We start from the raw sequence: 18,287 nt of genomic DNA, 5'->3' as shown, positions 1-18,287 counted from the left end.
CGGTATGTCCGCAAGGTTGCATGGCCGTGACATGCGCCTGCACATTTCATGTAAGGCTGCTCCGGGCCAGGTTTGGGTTCGGCCCGCCGATCCGGCAAAATGGCGTCCTCTCTCCTTTTCCCCCTTCCCGACCATGAAGATCGTCGAAGTGCGCCACCCGCTGGTGCAGCACAAGATCGGCCTGATGCGCAACGCCGCGCTCAGCACCAAGGATTTCCGCGAACTGGCCAACGAGCTGGGCACGCTGCTGGCCTACGAGGCCACCGCCGACCTCGAGACCGAGCCGCACACCCTCCCCGGCTGGGCCGGCCCGGTCACCGTACAGCGCATTGCCGGGGCCAAGATCACCGTGGTGCCGATCCTGCGCGCCGGCCTGGGCATGCTCAGCGGCGTGCTGTCGCTGATCCCGGCCGCCCGCGTCAGCGTGGTCGGACTGCAGCGCGATGAGGAAACCCTGCAGCCGGTGCCCTACTTCGAGCGCCTGACCGGTCGCCTGGAAGAACGCGATGCGCTGATCCTGGATCCGATGCTGGCTACCGGCGGCACCCTGATCGCCACCATCGACATGCTCAAGCGTGCCGGTGCCCGCCGCATCAAGGGCATCTTCCTGGTCGCGGCGCCGGAAGGCATCGAGGCGGTCAAGGCCGTGCACCCGGACGTGGAGATCTACACTGCGGCCATCGATGCCCAGCTCAACGACAAGGGCTACATCCTGCCCGGCCTGGGCGATGCCGGTGATCGCATCTTCGGTACCCGCGTCGGCTGAATGCCAGCGGGGTCAGAGCCCTTTCGTGCCGAAAGGTTTCTGACCTCAACAGCGCGGCGCGTCGCGGCCGCGTTGCGATTCTTCACGTGCTCTTGGCGCCGGGAAGCGAATGCTCCGCGCACCCGCCACCCTTGGAGCTCTCGATGAAAGCCTCTTTCCTGCTGGCCGCCGTCCTGCTGGTCGGCCTCCCCTTGGCTGCCAATGCCACCACTCCGCAGCAGCAACGCATGGCCGACTGCTCGGCCAAGAACAAGGGGCTCAAGGGCGACGCCTACAAGACCGCGCAGAGCTCCTGCCTCAGCGGCCACGCTACCGACAGCAAGGCCGCGACCACACCGCAGGAACGCATGCGCAAGTGCAACGCCGATGCGGGCACGAAGAAGCTGGCCGGTGATGCACGCAAGACCTTCATGAGCAGCTGCCTGAAGGCGTCGTAGCGGCTGACTCCTGCTGTAGAGCCGAAGGCAGCGGCAGGAGCCGCTGCCAACGTCGCTCGCGACGACCCGCAGGGTGTCGGTCAGGACGACCGGCATAGCTCATGCTCGGCTCTACATTTACCCCAGGGCGCGCGCCTTCAGCTCGCCCTGCTCGTGCAGGGTCACGAAACGACCCTTGTCATCGCGGCCCAGCTGCGCCAGCGCCACCTGCGGGTCGTGGGTGAAGAACAGATGCACATTGCGCGCCAGCTTGTCTTCGAGGAACTGCCGTTTCTCGTCGATCAGCAACTCGGCATTGCGGTCGTAGCCCATGGTGATCGGCACGTGCACCCACGAGCGGCCCGGGATCAGATCGGCACAGAACACTACGCCGCCCTTCGGTGATTCATCGGCACGCGCGTGGCCGACAATTTCGGCCAGCATCAGCCCCGGCGTGTGGCCATCGCTGTAGCTGAAACGCACAGTGCGCCCCAACGCCTTCGAATATTCGCCGTCCACCACTTCCAGACGGCCACTGGCCTGCAGCAGGCCCGGCAGTTCCGGAATGAAGCTGGCACGGTCGCGCGGGTGCGGCTGCAGTGCACGCTGCCAGTGCTGCGCACCGACCACGTAGGTCGCGTTGGGGAACAGCAGCTCCGGCTCACGCCCTTCGCTCCAGGCCGCGAGCAGGCCCCCGGCGTGATCGAAGTGCAGGTGACTGAGCACCACCACGTCGATATCCTCGTGCTCGAAACCGGCTTCGCGCAGCGAATCAATCAGCACGTGCTGGCTTTCCTGCACGCCGTAGCGTTCGCGCATGCGTGGATCGAAGAAGGCACCAATACCGGTTTCAAACAGCACCGTCTTGCCTTCCAGAGGGCTGGCAAGCAGCGCACGGCAGGCCAGCTCGATGCGATTGAGCTCGTCCGGTGCCGCCCATTTTTCCCACAACGCGCGCGGCGCGTTACCAAACATCGCACCGCCATCAAGGCGCTGCGAGTTTCCACGAATCGACCAGAGTTTCATGCGCCGATTATCGGCGTCGGCTCGTTAAATAATCGCTAGATTCGAAACGGAAAACCCCGCCGGTTGGCGGGGTCTCCAGGCCCTCCGTACGCCGGGCATGGCCCGGCGCTGCCGGAGCATCAATGCGCCGGTACAACCTGGGCACTGCCCACCGGGTTGCGCGGGTCGCTGCCACCGAACAGTTTGTTCGCTTTGCGGTCCCATTCCACGGTCTGCAGGTTGCCCCAGACGTGGCTGGAACCGCGGCCGCCGGCGGCGACATCGCCCGGCAGGTCGATCTTGTGGCCCATCGCCTGCAACTGCTTCACCGTGCCGGCGTCGAACGCATCGTTCTCGGCTTCGATCAGGTCCGGCAGCCACTGGTGGTGGTAGCGCGGCAGCGCGGCGACCTGCTGCGCGTCCAGGCCGGCGTCGTAGCCGAGGATGCCCAGCAGCACCATGGTGATGATGCGGCTGCCGCCCGGCGTGCCCAGTACCACCACCTTGTCGGCATTCTCCATGAAGGTCGGCGTCATCGAGCTGAGCATGCGCTTGCCCGGCTTCGGCGCATTGGCCTCATAGCCCATCACGCCGAACGCGTTGGGCGTACCCGGCTTGAGCGCGAAGTCGTCCATCTCGTTGTTCAGCAGCACGCCGGTGCCCTTCGGAATCAGGCCCGAGCCGTACAGCAGGTTGACGGTCTGGGTGGCGCCAACCCGGTTGCCGTCGCGGTCGATGATCGAGAAATGGGTGGTCTCGTCGTCCTCCAGCGGGGTCGGGTTGCCCGACAGCAGGTCGCTGGGCGTGGCCTTCTCCGGATGGATGGTGGCGCGCAGGCCCTGCGCGTAATCCTTGCTGGTCAGCACCTTCTGCGGGATCTGCACGAAGTCCGGATCGCCGAGGAAGAAGGTGCGGTCACGGTAGGCACGGCGCATCGCTTCCACCACCAGGTGGGTGCGGTGGGCCTCATCCATCGACTTCAGGTCCCAGCCTTCCAGGATCTGCAGCATCGACGCGAGCGCGATGCCGCCGGAAGACGGCGGCGACGCCGTGGTGATCTTCCAGTCGCGGTAGTTGAAGACGATCGGCTCGCGCAGCTTCACGCGGTAGCCCGACAGCTCCTCGGCGGTCCACTTGCCACCGGCCTGTTTCACGCCGGCCAGCAGCAGCTTGCCGGTCTGGCCCTTGTAGAAGCCATCGAAGCCGTCAGCGGCGAGGCGTTCCAGGGTCTGCGCCAGCTCCGGCTGCTGGAACAGGTCGCCGGTGGCGATCGGCTTGCCGTTGCGCAGGTAAACCTCGCGCGTGCCGGGGTAGCGTTCCATCACTTCACGGCGCGAGGCATAGCCCTTGGCCATGCGGTCGTACACCGGGAAGCCTTCGCGGGCGATGCGGATCGCCGGTTGCAGCGAGGCCGACAGCGGCAGCTTGCCGTGCTTGGCCGAGAGCTCGACCAGCGCCGCCGGCAGGCCGGGGATGCCAGCCGACCACGGCCCGTTGACCGAGCGGTCACGGTCGAGGTCGCCCTTCTTGTCCAGGTAGGCCTGCGGGGTCGCAGCGGCCGGCGCGGTCTCGCGCGCGTCCAGCATCACATCCTTGCCGGTGGCCGCATCATGCAGCAGGAAGAAGCCGCCGCCGCCCAGGCCCGAGCTGATCGGCTCGACCACCGCCAGCGTGGACGACACCGCCACTGCGGCGTCGAAGGCGTTGCCGCCCTGCGCCAGGATGTCGATGCCGGCCTGGGTGGCCAGTCGGTGGCCACTGGCGATGGCCGCACCATCGGGGCGCTCGGCCCGGACCGGGCTGTCGGCCCAGGCGATCGGGCTCAGCAGCAGGCCAAGCAGCAACAAAGGGCGGACGATCAGCGTCTTCATTCGGATGGGGGCTCCGCGTAGAGTTCGGGGTGATCGTGCTGCAGCTGGCGCAGCTTGGCCAGCAGCTGGTCTTCCGTTTCCACGATCTCCGGGTCCGGGTCGATGCACTCGACCGGGCAGACGACCACGCACTGTGGCTCGTCGAAATGACCCACGCATTCGGTGCAGCGCGCAGGGTCGATCACGTAGATGGTTTCACCCATCGCAATGGCCTGGTTCGGGCAGGCCGGCTCGCATACGTCGCAGTTGACGCAGAGCTCGTTGATTTTCAGCGACACGGCGATACTCCTCGCCCGCGCCCTGGGACAAAGGACCGGCCAACGCGGGCGCGCGGGCCGGTCAGGTCATCAGCGGCGCCCTTGCAGGACGCCGCCCGGGCCATGCCGGAGCATGGCCGCCATGGCTCGGTATTACTTGGCTTCGACGAAAATGTACTCGGCACCGGTCGGCTGGATGGCAGCCTGCACGCGGGCATTGTCGGCCGACTGGCCGATGAAGACGACGCGCACGCCCTTCATCGAATCCGGCGACACGTCCTTGAAGACAGCCTGGATCATGTCAGCCATCTTGCCCGAGGCCGACGAACCGAAGGCCAGCATGTTGCCCGGCTGCACGCCACGGGCCACGGCCTGGGTCGCGCTTTCGGTCTGGCGCTCGTACTTGGCCTGGAAGTCCGGATCCGATTCCGGGGAGAGGTAGTACAGGAACGGGCTGTTGGTGATGTTGCCCATGTTCTGGATCGCCACTTCCTGCAGGTACTTCTTCCAGCCTGCATCGTCGTCCTTGGCCGGAGCGACCAGGGCCTGCTTGGCCTCGTCGACCGGAGCGGCCTCTTCCTTCTTGCAGGCGGTGAAGGCCAGGGCCAACGAAGCGATCAGCATCGCGCGCATGGTGGTGTTCATGGGTTTCCTCCCGGAATGGTGCGTGGTGTTGTACGTAAAGGGGGTGCGGGTACCGCGGGGCTTACGACTGCGCCGACTTCGCTTCGCGGACCTTGCGCAGGGCTTCCAGCACCGCGGCCGGCACGAAACCGGACACGTCGCCGCCCAGGCGCGCGATCTCGCGGACCAGCGATGACGAAATGAAGCTGTGCTGCTCGGCCGGGGTCAGGAACAGGGTCTCGACCTCCGGAATCAGGTGGCGGTTCATGCTCGCCATCTGGAATTCGTACTCGAAGTCGGACACCGCGCGCAGCCCGCGCAGCAGCACACCGCCCTGCACCGAACGTACAAAATGGGCCAGCAGCGTATCGAAGCCGATGACCTCGACGTTGCTGTGGTGGCCCAGGGCGCCACGCGCCAGCTGTACGCGCTGCTCCAGCGGCAGTGCCGGTCCCTTCGAGGGGCTCTGCGCCACGCCCACCACGACCTTTTCAAACAGCGGTGCGGCCCGGCTCACCAGGTCGATATGACCATTGGTGATGGGGTCGAACGTGCCGGGATAGACGGCGATGCGGCGGTTGGCCACGGTCATGGGCGGTTGCAGATGTTCAGATGAGGTCAAAGTGTAGCAGCGGCGCGGCGGTACAGGGCAAAGCGCACCTCGCGGGTACTGCCCTCGCGGTGCAGCAGCCATTCCGGCGGAAGCACCGGCATGTGGCCGGCCGGCGACTCCAGGTACAGCCAGGCATCGGTGGTCAGGTGCCGGGGCAGCTGTGCCAGTACGTCCTGCCACAGGCCATCGGCGAACGGCGGGTCGATGAAGACCAGGTCAGCCTGCTGCGCGGGCGCGCCCTGCAGCCAGCGCACGGCGTCGGCCTGCACGACCGTGATCTGGTCGGTGGCCTGCAGCTTGGCCACAGCGGCGGTCAGATTGCGCGCCAGTTGCGCATCGCGCTCGACCAGGGTGGCGTGCGCGGCACCGCGCGAGACGGCTTCCAGCCCCAGCGCGCCGCTGCCGGCGAACAGGTCCAGCACGCGTGCCCCGCCCAGCTTGGGCATCAGCCAGTTGAACAGGGTCTCACGCACGCGGTCGCTGCTGGGCCGCAGGCCCGGCAGGGTCGGCACCGGCAGGCGGGTATTGCGCCAGCGACCGCCGATGATGCGGACCTGGCCGTCATTGCCGCCACGGCCGCTCACTGGCGCCCCCGGCGGGAGGTATTCGAGGATTTCAGCATGGAGGGGATTGTAGTCGTCCGGGCGGCGCCCGGAACCCGCAGAGGCCGAAGCAACGGCCGAAGCAACAGCCAGAGCAACGACAAAAGCTGGTTTCCTGTGGGTAGGCGGGGTGGGTCAGGCTGTGGGGGAAGCCGTAAACCCGTCCATGGGGGCTTGGCCGCGGCATCCATGCCGCGGACACCCCCACAACCTGACCCACCCCGCCTTCGACAGTTTTCTGCGATCTGTCGGAACATCTCTTGGGGTCAGATCCGTTTTCCTGCGGAAAACGGATCTGACCCCATTTGATGTATCGATATCTGACAGATGTGTCGACCAAGGTCGACACCTACCAACAGCCGCGTGAACCTGTCAGAGGCGGGGCACTGTGGGTTCGCGGGGTGTGAGCCGCATGGATGCGGCGACCAAGGCTACATGGACGTACTTGCGCCGTCCCCGCGAACCCACAGTGCCCCGCCATCCCACGGAATGCCGCTCTGGCTCTGGCTCTGGCTCTGGCTTTGGCAGTTGCAGTTGCAGTTGCACTGAGCGGGTGCCGGGCGCAGCCCGGCCGACCAACCCCTTGATTTCGGGACAATCAGCCATACCCCTTGGCGAGGCCGCACGCGCTGGCGCGGCATTGCACACGGAGCCTTATCGATGACCGAGACCACCCAGACCGAAACCCTTGGCTTCCAGACCGAAGTCAAGCAGCTGCTGCAGCTGATGATCCACTCGCTGTACTCCAACAAGGAGATCTTCCTGCGAGAGCTGGTCTCCAACGCCGCCGACGCCGCCGACAAGCTGCGCTTCGAGGCCCTGACCCAGCCCGCCCTGCTGGAAGGCGACAGCGAACTGCGCGTGCGCGTCAGCTTCGACCCCGCCGCCCACACCATCACCATCGAAGACAACGGCATCGGCATGAGCCGCGCCGAAGCCATTGCCCACCTCGGCACCATCGCCAAGTCCGGCACCGGCGATTTCCTGCGCCAGCTGTCCGGCGACCAGAAGAAGGATTCGCAGCTGATCGGCCAGTTCGGCGTCGGCTTCTACAGCGCCTTCATTGTCGCCGACGAAGTCGAAGTGACCTCGCGCCGCGCCGGCCTGGCTGCAGGCGAAGGTGTGCGCTGGACCTCCCGCGGTGAAGGCGATTTCGACGTTGCCACCGTCGACAAGGCCGAGCGCGGCACCCGCATCGTGCTGCACCTGAAGGACGGCGAGCACGATTTCGCAGACGGTTGGCGCCTGCGCAGCATCCTCAAGAAGTACTCGGACCATATCGGCCTGCCAATCCAGATGCCGAAGGAAGACAGCGAAGAAGGCGCGGCCGTCGAGTGGGAGACCGTCAACCGCGCCAGCGCGCTGTGGACCCGTCCGCGTACTGAAATCAGCGACGCCGAGTACACCGAGTTCTACAAGCACGTGGCGCACGACCACAGCGACCCGCTGGCGTGGAGCCACAACAAGGTCGAAGGCAAGCTCGAGTACACCTCGCTGCTGTACGTGCCGGGCCGCGCGCCGTTCGACCTGTATCACCGCGATGCACCCAAGGGCCTGAAGCTGTATGTGCAGCGCGTGTTCGTGATGGACCAGGCCGAGCAGTTCCTGCCGCTGTACCTGCGCTTCATCAAGGGCGTGGTTGATTCCAATGATCTGTCGCTGAACGTTTCGCGCGAGATCCTGCAGTCCGGCCCGGTCATCGATTCGATGAAGGCCGCGCTGACCAAGCGCTCGCTGGACATGCTGGACAAGCTGGCCGCCGACAAGCCGGAGCAGTACGCCACGTTCTGGAAGGAATTCGGCCAGGTGCTGAAGGAAGGCCCGGCCGAGGACTACAACAACCGCGAGAAGGTGGCCGGCCTGCTGCGCTTCGCCTCCACCCGTGGCGACGGCGATGCGCAGAGCGTGTCGCTGGCCGATTATATTGGCCGAATGGCCGAAGGCCAGGACAAGATCTATTACCTGACCGGCGAGAGCTATAGCCAGGTGCGCAACAGCCCGCACCTGGAAGTGTTCCGCAAGAAGGGCGTGGAAGTGCTGCTGCTGACCGACCGCATCGACGAGTGGCTGATGGGCTACCTGACCGATTTCGACGGCAAGGGCTTCGTCGACATCGCGCGTGGTGACCTCGACCTGGGTGCGCTGGAAAGCGAAGCCGACAAGCAGGAGCAGGAAGCGGCAGCAAAGGACAAGCAGGGCCTCGTCGAGCGCCTGAAGACGGTGCTGGGCGATGACGTGGCCGAAGTGCGCGTCTCGCACCGCCTGACCGATTCGCCGGCGGTGCTGGCCATCGGCGAACAGGACCTGGGCCTGCAGATGCGCCAGATCCTGGAAGCCAGCGGGCAGAAGGTGCCGGACAGCAAGCCGGTACTGGAGATCAATCCAGGTCATCCGCTGATCGCCAAGCTGGATGCGGAAGCCGATGGCGCACGCTTCGACGACCTGGGCCGGGTGCTGTTCGACCAGGCTGCGCTGGCCGCCGGCGACAGCCTGAAGGACCCGGGCGCCTACGTGGCACGCCTGAACAAGCTGCTGCTGGAGTTGTCGGCCTGATCGAGGCGGTGGTCGCCGGGCATGGCCCGGCGCTGCTCTGGTAGATGCCAACCTTGGTTGGCACTTTTGCCCGGGTAGGCGGCAACCTTGGTTGACGCTCGAAAAGCGTGCCAACCAAGGTTGGCACCTACCGGGGCGAGTCGAGCGTGCCAACCAAGGTTGGCACCTACCGGGGCGGGTCGGGCGTGCCAACCAAGGTTGGCACCCACCAGGGGCGGCGGTTGGCGCCGACCGAGGGGGTTCAGGCTTCGCGATCCAGCAGCGAGCCCAGCATCTGGTCCTGGCGGCGGATCACCGTGGCATTGGCGGCGAAGGCCACCACTTCGGCTTTCGCTGCCAGCAGATCTCCCAGCGGTGCGGCGGCATCGACGCCGGCAGGGGTCACCGAGGCCTGCACCCCGCCCTGCTCCACCGCACTACGCTTCAGCTGCAGGCGCTGGGCATCGGGAGTCGCCAGGTTGGCCACGTTGTGCGCGGCCACCTGCACGCCCTGCTGGGCCACGCGCATTCCGCTGAGGGCGATTCCCATCACATTGTTCATGGCGGCCTCCGGGCCGCCCTGCGCAGCCCTCCGGACCGGTTAACGGCCGATGGGCCGCGACCTTGAGTCCACATCGGCCCGACAGGCCCGAGTGGTAGCATATCCCTCTGATTTCAGCGCCTTTTGCCAATGCTCAGTTTTTTCCGCCGCAAGAAGCCCCAGGATGCCCCCGCAACGGAGGCACCCAAGACCCAGCACTACTCGGCTGAAGAGCTGGCCGCGGCGTTCCCGTCGACCGCGCCCGTCGAGGACAAGGAACCGGCGCCGGCAGCTGCGCCAACTGCACCTGCCCCCGTCGAGCCGCCCCCGGCAGCGGTCGCACCGGCAACCGTCGAGCCCTCCCCGGTGGCTCCAGCGCCGGTGGTCCCGGCAGTCCCGGCTCCCACCGCTCCGAGCCCGACCGCGCAGATCGACGTCGCCCCTGTTGCGACCCCGGCCATCGAGCCGGTGCCTGCGCCGCTGCCGGAGCCCACGCCTGCGCCGACCCCGGCACCGATCGCCGACGATCTGCCTGCCGCAGCCTCTGTCGACGCCGTGCCGGCCACGGCCGGCAAGCCCGGCTGGCGCGAACGCCTGCGCAACAGTGTCATCGCGCGCAGCTTCGGCGGCCTGTTCTCGCGCAATCCCAAGCTCGACGACGACCTGCTGGACGAGCTGGAAACCGCACTGATCACTGCCGACGTCGGCGTCGGCGCCACCACCGATCTGGTGGAGGGCCTGCGCAAGCGCATGAAGGCGCGTGAATTCGTCGATGCCAACGCTTTGCTGGCCGCGCTGCGTGCCGAACTGATCGCGATCCTGCAGCCGGTGGCCAAGCCGCTGGTGATCGACCGCACTGCCAAGCCCTTCGTGGTGCTGACCGTGGGCGTCAACGGCGTCGGCAAGACCACCACCATCGGCAAGCTGGCCAAGCGTTTCAAGGACGAGGGCCACAGCCTGATGCTGGCCGCCGGCGACACTTTCCGCGCCGCCGCCGTCGCCCAGCTGCAGATCTGGGGCGAGCGCAACGGCGTGGCCGTGGTCGCGCAGGGGCAGAATGCCGATGCCGCCTCGGTGGCCTACGACGCACTGCAGGCCGGCAAGGCCCGCGGCACGTCGGTATTGATCGCCGATACCGCAGGCCGCCTGCACACCCAGTCCGGGCTGATGAACGAGCTGGGCAAGATCCGCCGCGTGCTCGGCAAGATCGACGAGAACGCGCCGCACGAAGTACTGATGGTGATCGACGGCACCACCGGCCAGAACGCGCTTTCGCAGCTGCGCCAGTTCAATGCTGCGGTCAAGGTGACCGGCCTGGTGGTGACCAAGCTGGACGGTACCGCCAAGGGCGGCGTGGTGTTCGCGCTGGCCCGTGAGTTCGGCATTCCTATCCGTTTCGCCGGCATCGGCGAGCGCCCGGAAGACCTGCGCGTGTTCGATCCGGAAGCTTTCGTCGACGCCCTGTTGCCTGAGGCGCTGGGCGCCTGATACACCGTGCAGCCACGCATCGCGTGGCTCTACTGAAACCGGTAGAGCCACCCCATGCGTGGCTGCCCACCTCCGGAACGCCGATGCCACGCCAGCCGCACGCCAGCGCCGAGATGGTCAAAAGAGACAGCTTCGTTGCCCGCCTGCTGCACTGGTTCGACGACCACGGCCGCCACGACCTTCCCTGGCAGCACCCGCGCAGCCCCTATCGGGTCTGGCTGTCGGAAATCATGCTGCAGCAGACCCAGGTGACCACGGTCATCCCGTACTTCCACCGGTTCCTGCAACACTTCCCGACCCTGCCTGACCTCGCCGCGGCCAGCAACGATGCGGTCATGGCGCAGTGGGCTGGGCTGGGTTACTACGCCCGCGCGCGCAACCTGCATTCCGCGGCCAAGCGCTGCGTGGAACTGCACGACGGTGATCTGCCGCGTGATTTCGACGCGCTGCACGCGCTGCCCGGCATAGGCCGCAGTACCGCCGGCGCGATCCTCAGCCAGGCCTGGAACGATCCGTTCGCGATCCTCGACGGCAACGTCAAGCGCGTGCTCTGCCGCTACCACGGCATCGACGGCTTCCCGGGCCTGCCTGCGATCGAGAAGCAGCTGTGGGCCATTGCCGAGGCGCATGTGGCACAGGTGCCGGATGGGCGCATGGCCGACTACACACAGGCGCAGATGGACCTGGGTGCAACGGTCTGCAGCCGCGCCAAGCCGGCCTGCGTGATCTGCCCGCTGCAGGATGACTGCGTGGCACGCCGCGAAGGCCGCACCGCTGAACTACCCACGCCCAAGCCCAGCAAGACCCTGCCCGAGCGCGAGGCCGTTGCGCTGCTGCTGCGCGACGCCCAGCAGCGCGTGCTGCTGCAGAAGCGGCCGGATACCGGCATCTGGGCGCAGCTGTGGACGCTGCCACAGGCCGAGGCCGGCAGCGTGCTCCAGGACTGGTTCGACCTGCACGTCGACGGCTCGCTGGAAGAGGCCGAAGAGCTGCCAGTGCTGCAGCACACCTTCAGTCACTACAAGCTGCATCTGCAGGTACTGTCGCGGCAGGTGCACGGCCTGCGCGTGGAAGAACCGACGCTGCGCTGGGTGGCCGCCGACGAGCTGCCCGCGCTGGGCCTGCCGGCACCGATCCGCAAACTACTCGACGGTGCCACGACCAAGGCACCGAAACGAAAATCCACGAAACCCCGCAACCACGAGTGAGTGCCATGCCCCGAACCGTCTTCTGCCAGTACGAACAACGCGATGCCGAGGGCCTGGACTTCGTGCCCTACCCCGGTGAGCTGGGCCAGCGCATCTTCAACAACATCGGCAAGCAGGCCTGGGCCGCATGGCTGGCGCACCAGACCATGCTGATCAACGAAAACCGCCTGTCGCCGCGGACGCCGGAGCATCGCGCTTTCCTCGAAGGCGAACTGGTCAAGTTCCTGTTCGAGAAAGACGCGGAAAAGCCGGCAGGCTTCACCCCGGAAGCCTGACACACAGGTAGTGCCGGCCGCTGGCCGGCAACCTGGCATCTTCGCGATGCCGGCCAGCGGCCGGCACTACCACGCTATTTCGTGCTTTCCTCGCGCTCCTGCACCTGCGCCTGGCGCAGCTCCTGCTCGGAGGCACGCAGCGCCTTTACGTCCAGCTTGCGGATGCTGTCGATGAAGCACGGCATGCGCGGGCCGCCGGCAGGGTCGCGCACCAGCACTTTGTCGAAACGCGCCGAAACACGGTTCATCTGGCTGGTCAGGCCGATGGCGGTGGCATACGGCAGGTCCTGGCAGGGACCTCTCAGTTCCAGCAGGTAGGCTTCGCTGGGACGCGTCCACACCGCCAGCGCGCTGTCACCCAGTTCGGTCCAGCCATTGAGGCTGCCGAAGAACTGCATGTCGTTCTGCGGCGCGCCGGCATGGGCACGGTACAGGTCAAGCTTTTCGGCAGTGCTGAGCCGGCCGGTGGTCGCGCAGGCGGCCAGCGCCAGGCAGAGGCCGGCCATCAGAAGCGGGGTCTTCATGGCGATCTCCTCGGGGAACTGTCGCCATCATGCGCCTGCGCAGACAACGCCGGCGCGAAAGCCAGTACCCCATTCAGCAGCCGGTCGGCGGTCGACCAAAGCAGGCCCAAGGCTCCGGATTCCGGTAGTCGCCAACCTTGGTTGGCGCTTGCCCTGCAGGAGCAGCCGACCAAGGTCGGCTTCTACCAAAGCGGGCCCAACGCCTCAGACGTCGGCGTGGGCCAGCGCGTGCAGGCGCCCTTCGCGCAGCTCCAGCACCCGGTCCAGGCGGCGCGCCAGGCTGCGGTCGTGGGTCACCAGCACCAGGCTGGTATGCCGCGCCCGGTTGAGCTCCAGCATCAGCTCGAACACGGTGGCGGCGGTACGGTCATCGAGGTTGCCAGTCGGCTCGTCGCCGAGCACGCAGGCCGGGTGGTTGACCAGCGCTCGCGCCACCGCCGCGCGCTGGCGCTCACCGCCGGACAGTTCGCCCGGCTTGTGGTCCAGACGATGGCCAAGGCCGACCGCCTCCAGCAGGGTCGTTGCACGACTGCTCGCTTCGGCCACCGCGGTGCCGGCCAGCAGCACCGGCATCATCACGTTTTCCAACGCGGTGAATTCCGGCAGCAGGTGGTGGAACTGGTAGACGAAGCCCAGTGCCTGGTTGCGCAGCAGGCCACGCGCGGTATCAGACAGCGCCGACATGCGCTGGCCGGTCACGTACACCTCACCGGCGGTCGGAGTATCCAGCCCGCCAAGCAGGTGCAGCAGCGTGCTCTTGCCGGCGCCGGAGGCACCGATGATCGCCACCGTCTCGCCTGCGGTCACGGTCAGGCCCAGGCCATCGAACACCGGGGTCTGCATGCGTCCCTCGGCATAGGTTTTGCCCAATGCCTCGGCGCGGATCACTTCATCGCCGCGATTGAAGACCTTATTCATAACGCAGGGCCTCCGCCGGCTGGGTGCGTGCTGCCCGCCAGGCGGGATACAGGGTGGCCAGGAAGCTCATCAGCAGCGCGACCACGGTGATCGCCACCACGTCGCCGGTCTGCATGTCGGTCGGCAGGCCGGTGATGTAGTAGACATCCTCCGGCATCAGCTTGACGTTGAACACGCTCTCGATGGCGCCGAGGATGCGTTCCAGATTGAGGGTCAGGGTGATGCCGCCGATCAGGCCGGCCAGGGTGCCGAAGATGCCGATCAGCGAACCCTGCACCATGAACACCTGCATCACCCCGCCCGGGGTCAGGCCGAGCGTGCGCAGGATGGCGATGTCGGCCTGCTTGTCGGTGACCAGCATCACCTGCGAGGACACCAGGTTGAACGCGCCCATGGCGATGATCAACGACAGCAGGATGCCCATCACCACCTTCTCCATGCGCAGCGAGTGGTAGAGGTTGGCGTTCTGCTGGGTCCAGTCGCTCACGCGGTAGGCGCCGCCAAGGTTCTGTGCCAGGTCCACGCCCACTTCCAGCGAGCGGTCCATGTCGTGCAGTTTCAGCCGCACGCCGGTAGCACCATCGGAACGCAGCACGCGCTCCAGGTCCTTCATGTTGGCGAAGCCGACGCCGCGGTCGACCTCGTTGTAGCCGGCCTCGAAAATGCCGCTCACGGTAAAGCGTTTCATCCGTGGCACAGCACCGGCAGGCGTGCCCTGCACTTCGGCGAAGGTCACCAGTACCTGGTCGCCGACGTCCACGCCCAGCCAGATCGCCAGTTCCTTGCCCAGCAGCAGGTTGAAGCTACCTGGCTTGAGGCTGTCGTAGCTGCCCTTGGTGACCTTCTTGTCGATCACCGACACCTTCGGCTCCAGCGCCGGGTCGATGCCCTGGATGATCGCGCCCTGCACGCGCGGGCCGCTGATCATCGACTGGATCTCGATGTAAGGCGCGGCACCGGCCACGCGCGGGTCCTTGCGGGCCACGTCGACCACACGCATCCAGTCCGGCATCGGCTCGCCGTCGCGGCTGATGGTGGTGTGCGCGGTCATCTGCAGCAGGCGGCTGCGGATTTCCTTCTGGAAACCGCTCATCACCGCCAGGGTGGTGATCAGCACGGTGACGCCGAGCGCAATGCCCAGGATCGATGCCATCGAGATGAAGGAGATGAAGCCGTTGCGGCGCTTGGCGCGCAGGTAGCGCAGGCCGATCGCCACGGGAATGGGTTTGAACATGCAGGCACGCCAGTCAATTCAGCTTATGGTGCCATCGTACGGGGCCTACGGGAAACGGCACGTGCGGCCACGGCCAGTCGCAGTTCACGTCGCTGCCCGGGATCGAGCACATCGGGCCAGAACAACAGGCGCCGCCGGCGCCGATCCTCACGCCACAGCAACAGCAGCCAAGGCCCACGCACGACCAGCCGTGGTGCATCGACGCCCTGCCCTGCCACCTGCAGCGGGTCGGGCGGTACTGGCAGAAGCACCTGCACGCGTGGCCTGCGCTGGCGCCAGGCCAGCTCCGCCAGCCCCATCAGCCAAGCCAGCAGCACGGCCGGCATCAGCAGGCGCGGCGGCAACTCCGTCGCGCGCAGGAGCCAGGGCGCGGCCAGCAGCACCGCCAACTGGACAGCGGCCTGCAGCCGCGATGGCCGCCACTCAAGGCTTGAGGGCGAGGATCTTCTGCATGAGGGGGATCGCGTGCGCATGCGGGCAGGCCTCATAGCCCATGAACCAGCGCCACAACTTATCGTCCTCGCAGTCGAGCAGGAACAGGAAAACCTCGCGCTCTTCGGTCGGCGCAGTGCTCCACTCGTGGTCCAGGTAACGGCCGAACAGCTGGTCCAGCTCACGCATGCCGCGGCGGCAGCGCCAGCGCAGCTTCTTCAGCAGAACATCTTCTTCCATCGTGTTTCTCCAGATACAGCAAAGCCACGCATGGCGTGGCTCTACTGGGGTGGCACAGCCACGCGTGGCGTGGCTCTACCGGGTACGGCCAGGCCCGATCAGGCGCGGCGTTCCATCATCAGCTTCTTGATCTCGGCGATCGCCAGCGCCGGGTTCAGGCCCTTCGGACAGGTGCGGGCGCAGTTCATGATGGTGTGGCAGCGGTACAGCTTGAACGGATCTTCCAGATCGTCCAGGCGGGCACCGGTGTCCTCATCGCGCGAGTCGATGATCCAGCGGTAGGCCTGCAGCAGGATCGCCGGGCCCAGGTAACGCTCGCCGTTCCACCAGTAACTCGGGCAGCTGGTCGAGCAGCAGGCGCACAGGATGCATTCGTACAGACCATCGAGCTTCTTGCGGTCTTCCGGCGACTGCAGGCGCTCACGGTCCGGCGGTGCCGGGGTCTGGGTGCGGATCCACGGCTTGATCGAAGCGTACTGCGCGTAGAAGTGGGTCAGGTCCGGAACCAGATCCTTGACCACGTTCATGTGCGGCAGCGGGTAGATCGGCACTTCCTTCTTGCCGCAGTCCGAGATGGCTCGGGTGCAGGCCAGGGTGTTGGTGCCGTCGATGTTCATCGCGCACGAACCACAGATACCTTCGCGGCAGGAGCGGCGGAAGGTCAGGGTCGGGTCGATCTCGTTCTTGATCTTGATCAGGGCGTCCAGGACCATCGGGCCACAGGCGTCCAGATCGACTTCATAGGTATCGGTGCGCGGGTTGCTGTCGTCGTCCGGACTCCAGCGGTAGATCTTGAAGGTGCGCACGTTCTTGCCGCCGTTCTTGACGGGGAAGTGCTTGCCCTTCGTGATCTTGGAATTCTTGGGGAGTGAAAACTCGGCCATGGCTGCTCTCGTTGGCTCAGGCGGCCCGCGCCCGAGGGCGCGGATTGCATGGTAGGCGGGGTCGGATCAGTACACACGCGGCTTCGGCGGCACCACGGACACGTCATCAGTCAACGTGTACATGTGCACCGGACGGTAGTCGAAGCTGCACTTGCCCTTCTCGTCCACGCTGACCAGGGTGTGCTTCTGCCAATTGACGTCGTCGCGGTCCGGGAAGTCCTCGTGCGCGTGTGCGCCGCGGCTTTCCTTGCGCTGCTCGGCCGAGTTGATCGTCGCCACCGCATTCAGCAGCAGGTTGTTCAGCTCGTAGGTCTCGATCAGGTCCGAGTTCCAGACCAGCGAACGGTCGGAGACCTTCACGTCCTGGAACGAGTCGAAGATCTTGTCCATCTTCTCGCAGCCTTCCTTCAGCGTCTGGCTGGTGCGGAAGACGGCCGCGTCGGCCTGCATGGTGCGCTGCATGCGATCGCGGATGACCGAGGTCGGGGTATCGCCGTTGGCGTGGCGCAGCTTGTCCAGCAGGCCCAGTGCCTTGTCGCAGGCATCAGACGCCAGCGGCTTGTGCGACGCGCCCGGCTTGATGGTCTCGGCGCAGCGGTTGGCCACCGCACGACCGAACACCACCAGATCCAGCAGCGAGTTCGAGCCCAGGCGGTTGGCACCATGCACCGACACGCAGGCGGCTTCGCCGATCGCGTACAGGCCAGGGATCACCGCATCGGGGTTGTCGCCATCCTTGCGCACCACTTCGCCGTGGTAATTGGTCGGAATACCGCCCATGTTGTAGTGCACGGTCGGGATCACCGGGATCGGCTGCTTGTGCACATCGACGCCGGCGAAGATGCGGGCGCTCTCGGCGATGCCCGGCAGCTTCTCGTCGATCACGCCCGGGCCGAGGTGGGTCAGGTCGAGCAGGATGTGGTCCTTGTGCTCGCCAACGCCGCGGCCTTCGCGGATCTCGATGGTCATCGAACGACTGACCACGTCGCGCGAGGCCAGATCCTTGTAGTGCGGTGCGTAACGCTCCATGAAGCGCTCGCCACTGCTGTTGCGCAGGATGCCACCTTCACCGCGGACACCCTCGGTGATCAGGCAGCCGGCGCCATAGATGCCGGTCGGGTGGAACTGCACGAACTCCATGTCCTGCATGGCGATGCCGGCACGCATGGCCAGGCCGCCACCGTCGCCGGTGCAGGTGTGCGCCGAGGTGGCGCTGAAGTAGGCACGGCCGTAGCCGCCGGTGGCCAGCACCACGCCCTGGGCGCGGAACAGGTGCAGGGTACCGTCGGACATGTCCAGGGCCAGCACGCCGCGGCAGGCACCTTCGTCATCGAAGATCAGGTCGAGCGCGAAGTACTCGATCATGAAGCGCGCGTCGTGCTTCAGCGACTGCTGGTACAGGGTGTGCAGCATCGCGTGGCCGGTACGGTCGGCCGCCGCGCAGGTACGCTGCGCCGCCGGGCCTTCGCCGTACTTGGTGGTCATGCCACCGAACGGACGCTGGTAGATCTTGCCCTCGGCGGTACGCGAGAACGGCACGCCGTAGTGTTCGAGCTCGATGATGGCCGGGATGGCCTCACGGCACATGTACTCGATGGCGTCCTGGTCGCCCAGCCAGTCCGAGCCCTTGATGGTGTCGAAGAAGTGGTAACGCCAGTCGTCCTCGCCCATGTTGGCGAGTGCGGCCGAGATACCGCCCTGGGCGGCAACGGTATGCGAACGGGTCGGGAAGACCTTGGTCAGGCACACGGTCTGCAGGCCCTTGGCGGCCAGGCCGAACGTGGCGCGCAGGCCGGCGCCGCCGGCGCCCACCACGACCATGTCGTACTTGTGTTCGGTGATCTTGTAAGCGGACAT

At 66.4% G+C, this 18,287-nt stretch carries 20 protein-coding genes; 6 read left to right on the top strand and 14 right to left on the bottom strand.

What is annotated here, in order from left to right:
- Nucleotides 1–133: 133 nt before the first annotated feature.
- The gene (gene upp / locus ACZK2G_RS08480) at nt 134–766 is read left to right on the top strand and encodes a uracil phosphoribosyltransferase (RefSeq protein WP_004153184.1); all 633 of its coding nucleotides are present in this window, start codon (nt 134–136) and stop codon (nt 764–766) included.
- A 143-nt stretch (nt 767–909) separates the two neighbouring features.
- The gene (locus ACZK2G_RS08475) at nt 910–1,203 is read left to right on the top strand and encodes a PsiF family protein (protein ID WP_004153183.1); all 294 of its coding nucleotides are present in this window, start codon (nt 910–912) and stop codon (nt 1,201–1,203) included.
- Nucleotides 1,204–1,320: 117 nt separating this feature from the next.
- On the opposite strand, the gene ACZK2G_RS08470 is transcribed toward ACZK2G_RS08475, so the two are convergent.
- The 6 genes from ACZK2G_RS08470 to rsmD all read right to left on the bottom strand — a co-directional run bounded on the left by ACZK2G_RS08470 (nt 1,321) and on the right by rsmD (nt 6,136).
- On the bottom strand, nt 1,321–2,208 hold the full coding sequence (locus tag ACZK2G_RS08470) for an MBL fold metallo-hydrolase (protein ID WP_004153182.1): 888 nt from the start codon (nt 2,206–2,208) through the stop codon (nt 1,321–1,323).
- A gap of 119 nt (nt 2,209–2,327) precedes the next feature.
- Nucleotides 2,328–4,058 carry a gamma-glutamyltransferase gene (ggt, locus tag ACZK2G_RS08465; protein ID WP_253078898.1) on the bottom strand — a complete coding sequence of 577 codons (1,731 nt, stop codon included), beginning with the start codon at nt 4,056–4,058 and terminating at the stop codon, nt 2,328–2,330.
- Nucleotides 4,055–4,336 (bottom strand): YfhL family 4Fe-4S dicluster ferredoxin, encoded by a 282-nt coding sequence (locus ACZK2G_RS08460; RefSeq protein WP_004153175.1) that lies wholly within the window; start codon nt 4,334–4,336, stop codon nt 4,055–4,057. The genes ggt and ACZK2G_RS08460 overlap by 4 nt, the downstream gene beginning before the upstream one ends.
- 132 nt (nt 4,337–4,468) lie before the next feature.
- A complete protein-coding gene (locus tag ACZK2G_RS08455) occupies nt 4,469–4,960 on the bottom strand; it encodes a hypothetical protein (RefSeq protein WP_005409092.1) in 492 nt (163 codons plus the stop codon).
- Between the two features lie 61 nt (nt 4,961–5,021).
- A complete protein-coding gene (gene coaD / locus ACZK2G_RS08450; protein WP_008267036.1) occupies nt 5,022–5,531 on the bottom strand; it encodes a pantetheine-phosphate adenylyltransferase in 510 nt (169 codons plus the stop codon).
- 26 nt (nt 5,532–5,557) lie between these two features.
- A complete protein-coding gene (rsmD, locus tag ACZK2G_RS08445) occupies nt 5,558–6,136 on the bottom strand; it encodes a 16S rRNA (guanine(966)-N(2))-methyltransferase RsmD (protein WP_478475202.1) in 579 nt (192 codons plus the stop codon).
- Nucleotides 6,137–6,814: 678 nt separating this feature from the next.
- On the opposite strand from rsmD, the gene htpG reads away from it, so the two are divergent.
- Entirely contained in the window at nt 6,815–8,707 is a 1,893-nt protein-coding gene (gene htpG / locus ACZK2G_RS08440; RefSeq protein ID WP_136638814.1) for a molecular chaperone HtpG, read from the top strand.
- 241 nt (nt 8,708–8,948) lie between these two features.
- On the opposite strand, the gene ACZK2G_RS08435 is transcribed toward htpG, so the two are convergent.
- On the bottom strand, nt 8,949–9,248 hold the full coding sequence (locus tag ACZK2G_RS08435; RefSeq protein WP_136638815.1) for a hypothetical protein: 300 nt from the start codon (nt 9,246–9,248) through the stop codon (nt 8,949–8,951).
- A gap of 129 nt (nt 9,249–9,377) precedes the next feature.
- Between ACZK2G_RS08435 and ftsY the strand changes: the two genes are divergently transcribed.
- The 3 genes from ftsY to ACZK2G_RS08420 all read left to right on the top strand — a co-directional run bounded on the left by ftsY (nt 9,378) and on the right by ACZK2G_RS08420 (nt 12,198).
- Nucleotides 9,378–10,715 (top strand): signal recognition particle-docking protein FtsY, encoded by a 1,338-nt coding sequence (ftsY, locus tag ACZK2G_RS08430; RefSeq protein WP_478475199.1) that lies wholly within the window; start codon nt 9,378–9,380, stop codon nt 10,713–10,715.
- 83 nt (nt 10,716–10,798) lie between these two features.
- On the top strand, nt 10,799–11,923 hold the full coding sequence (mutY, locus tag ACZK2G_RS08425) for an A/G-specific adenine glycosylase (protein WP_478475197.1): 1,125 nt from the start codon (nt 10,799–10,801) through the stop codon (nt 11,921–11,923).
- A gap of 5 nt (nt 11,924–11,928) precedes the next feature.
- Complete coding sequence (locus ACZK2G_RS08420) at nt 11,929–12,198, top strand: oxidative damage protection protein (RefSeq protein WP_014036808.1); 270 nt, start codon at nt 11,929–11,931, stop codon at nt 12,196–12,198.
- 74 nt (nt 12,199–12,272) lie between these two features.
- Here ACZK2G_RS08420 and ACZK2G_RS08415 read toward each other — a convergent pair whose 3' ends face one another.
- From ACZK2G_RS08415 to sdhA, 7 genes are all read right to left on the bottom strand, one after another.
- Nucleotides 12,273–12,722 (bottom strand): DUF6491 family protein, encoded by a 450-nt coding sequence (locus ACZK2G_RS08415; RefSeq protein WP_478475195.1) that lies wholly within the window; start codon nt 12,720–12,722, stop codon nt 12,273–12,275.
- A 204-nt stretch (nt 12,723–12,926) separates the two neighbouring features.
- Entirely contained in the window at nt 12,927–13,640 is a 714-nt protein-coding gene (gene lolD / locus ACZK2G_RS08410) for a lipoprotein-releasing ABC transporter ATP-binding protein LolD (RefSeq protein ID WP_004153158.1), read from the bottom strand.
- On the bottom strand, nt 13,633–14,874 hold the full coding sequence (locus ACZK2G_RS08405; protein ID WP_046987012.1) for a lipoprotein-releasing ABC transporter permease subunit: 1,242 nt from the start codon (nt 14,872–14,874) through the stop codon (nt 13,633–13,635). Before ACZK2G_RS08405 ends, lolD begins: the two co-directional genes overlap by 8 nt.
- Before the next feature lie 23 nt (nt 14,875–14,897).
- On the bottom strand, nt 14,898–15,347 hold the full coding sequence (locus ACZK2G_RS08400; protein WP_337301907.1) for a hypothetical protein: 450 nt from the start codon (nt 15,345–15,347) through the stop codon (nt 14,898–14,900).
- On the bottom strand, nt 15,298–15,546 hold the full coding sequence (locus tag ACZK2G_RS08395; RefSeq protein WP_005409080.1) for an FAD assembly factor SdhE: 249 nt from the start codon (nt 15,544–15,546) through the stop codon (nt 15,298–15,300). Before ACZK2G_RS08395 ends, ACZK2G_RS08400 begins: the two co-directional genes overlap by 50 nt.
- A 98-nt stretch (nt 15,547–15,644) precedes the next feature.
- Nucleotides 15,645–16,430: a succinate dehydrogenase iron-sulfur subunit gene (locus ACZK2G_RS08390; protein WP_005409079.1), complete on the bottom strand. Its 786-nt coding sequence runs from the start codon at nt 16,428–16,430 to the stop codon at nt 15,645–15,647.
- Between the two features lie 66 nt (nt 16,431–16,496).
- Nucleotides 16,497–18,287: a succinate dehydrogenase flavoprotein subunit gene (gene sdhA, locus ACZK2G_RS08385; protein ID WP_004153153.1), complete on the bottom strand. Its 1,791-nt coding sequence runs from the start codon at nt 18,285–18,287 to the stop codon at nt 16,497–16,499.

This window comes from Stenotrophomonas sp. 107298_Sma (genome assembly GCF_056480345.1).
The sequence above is the reverse complement of the archived record's forward strand: the minus strand, read 5'-3'. Positions and strand labels throughout refer to the sequence as shown.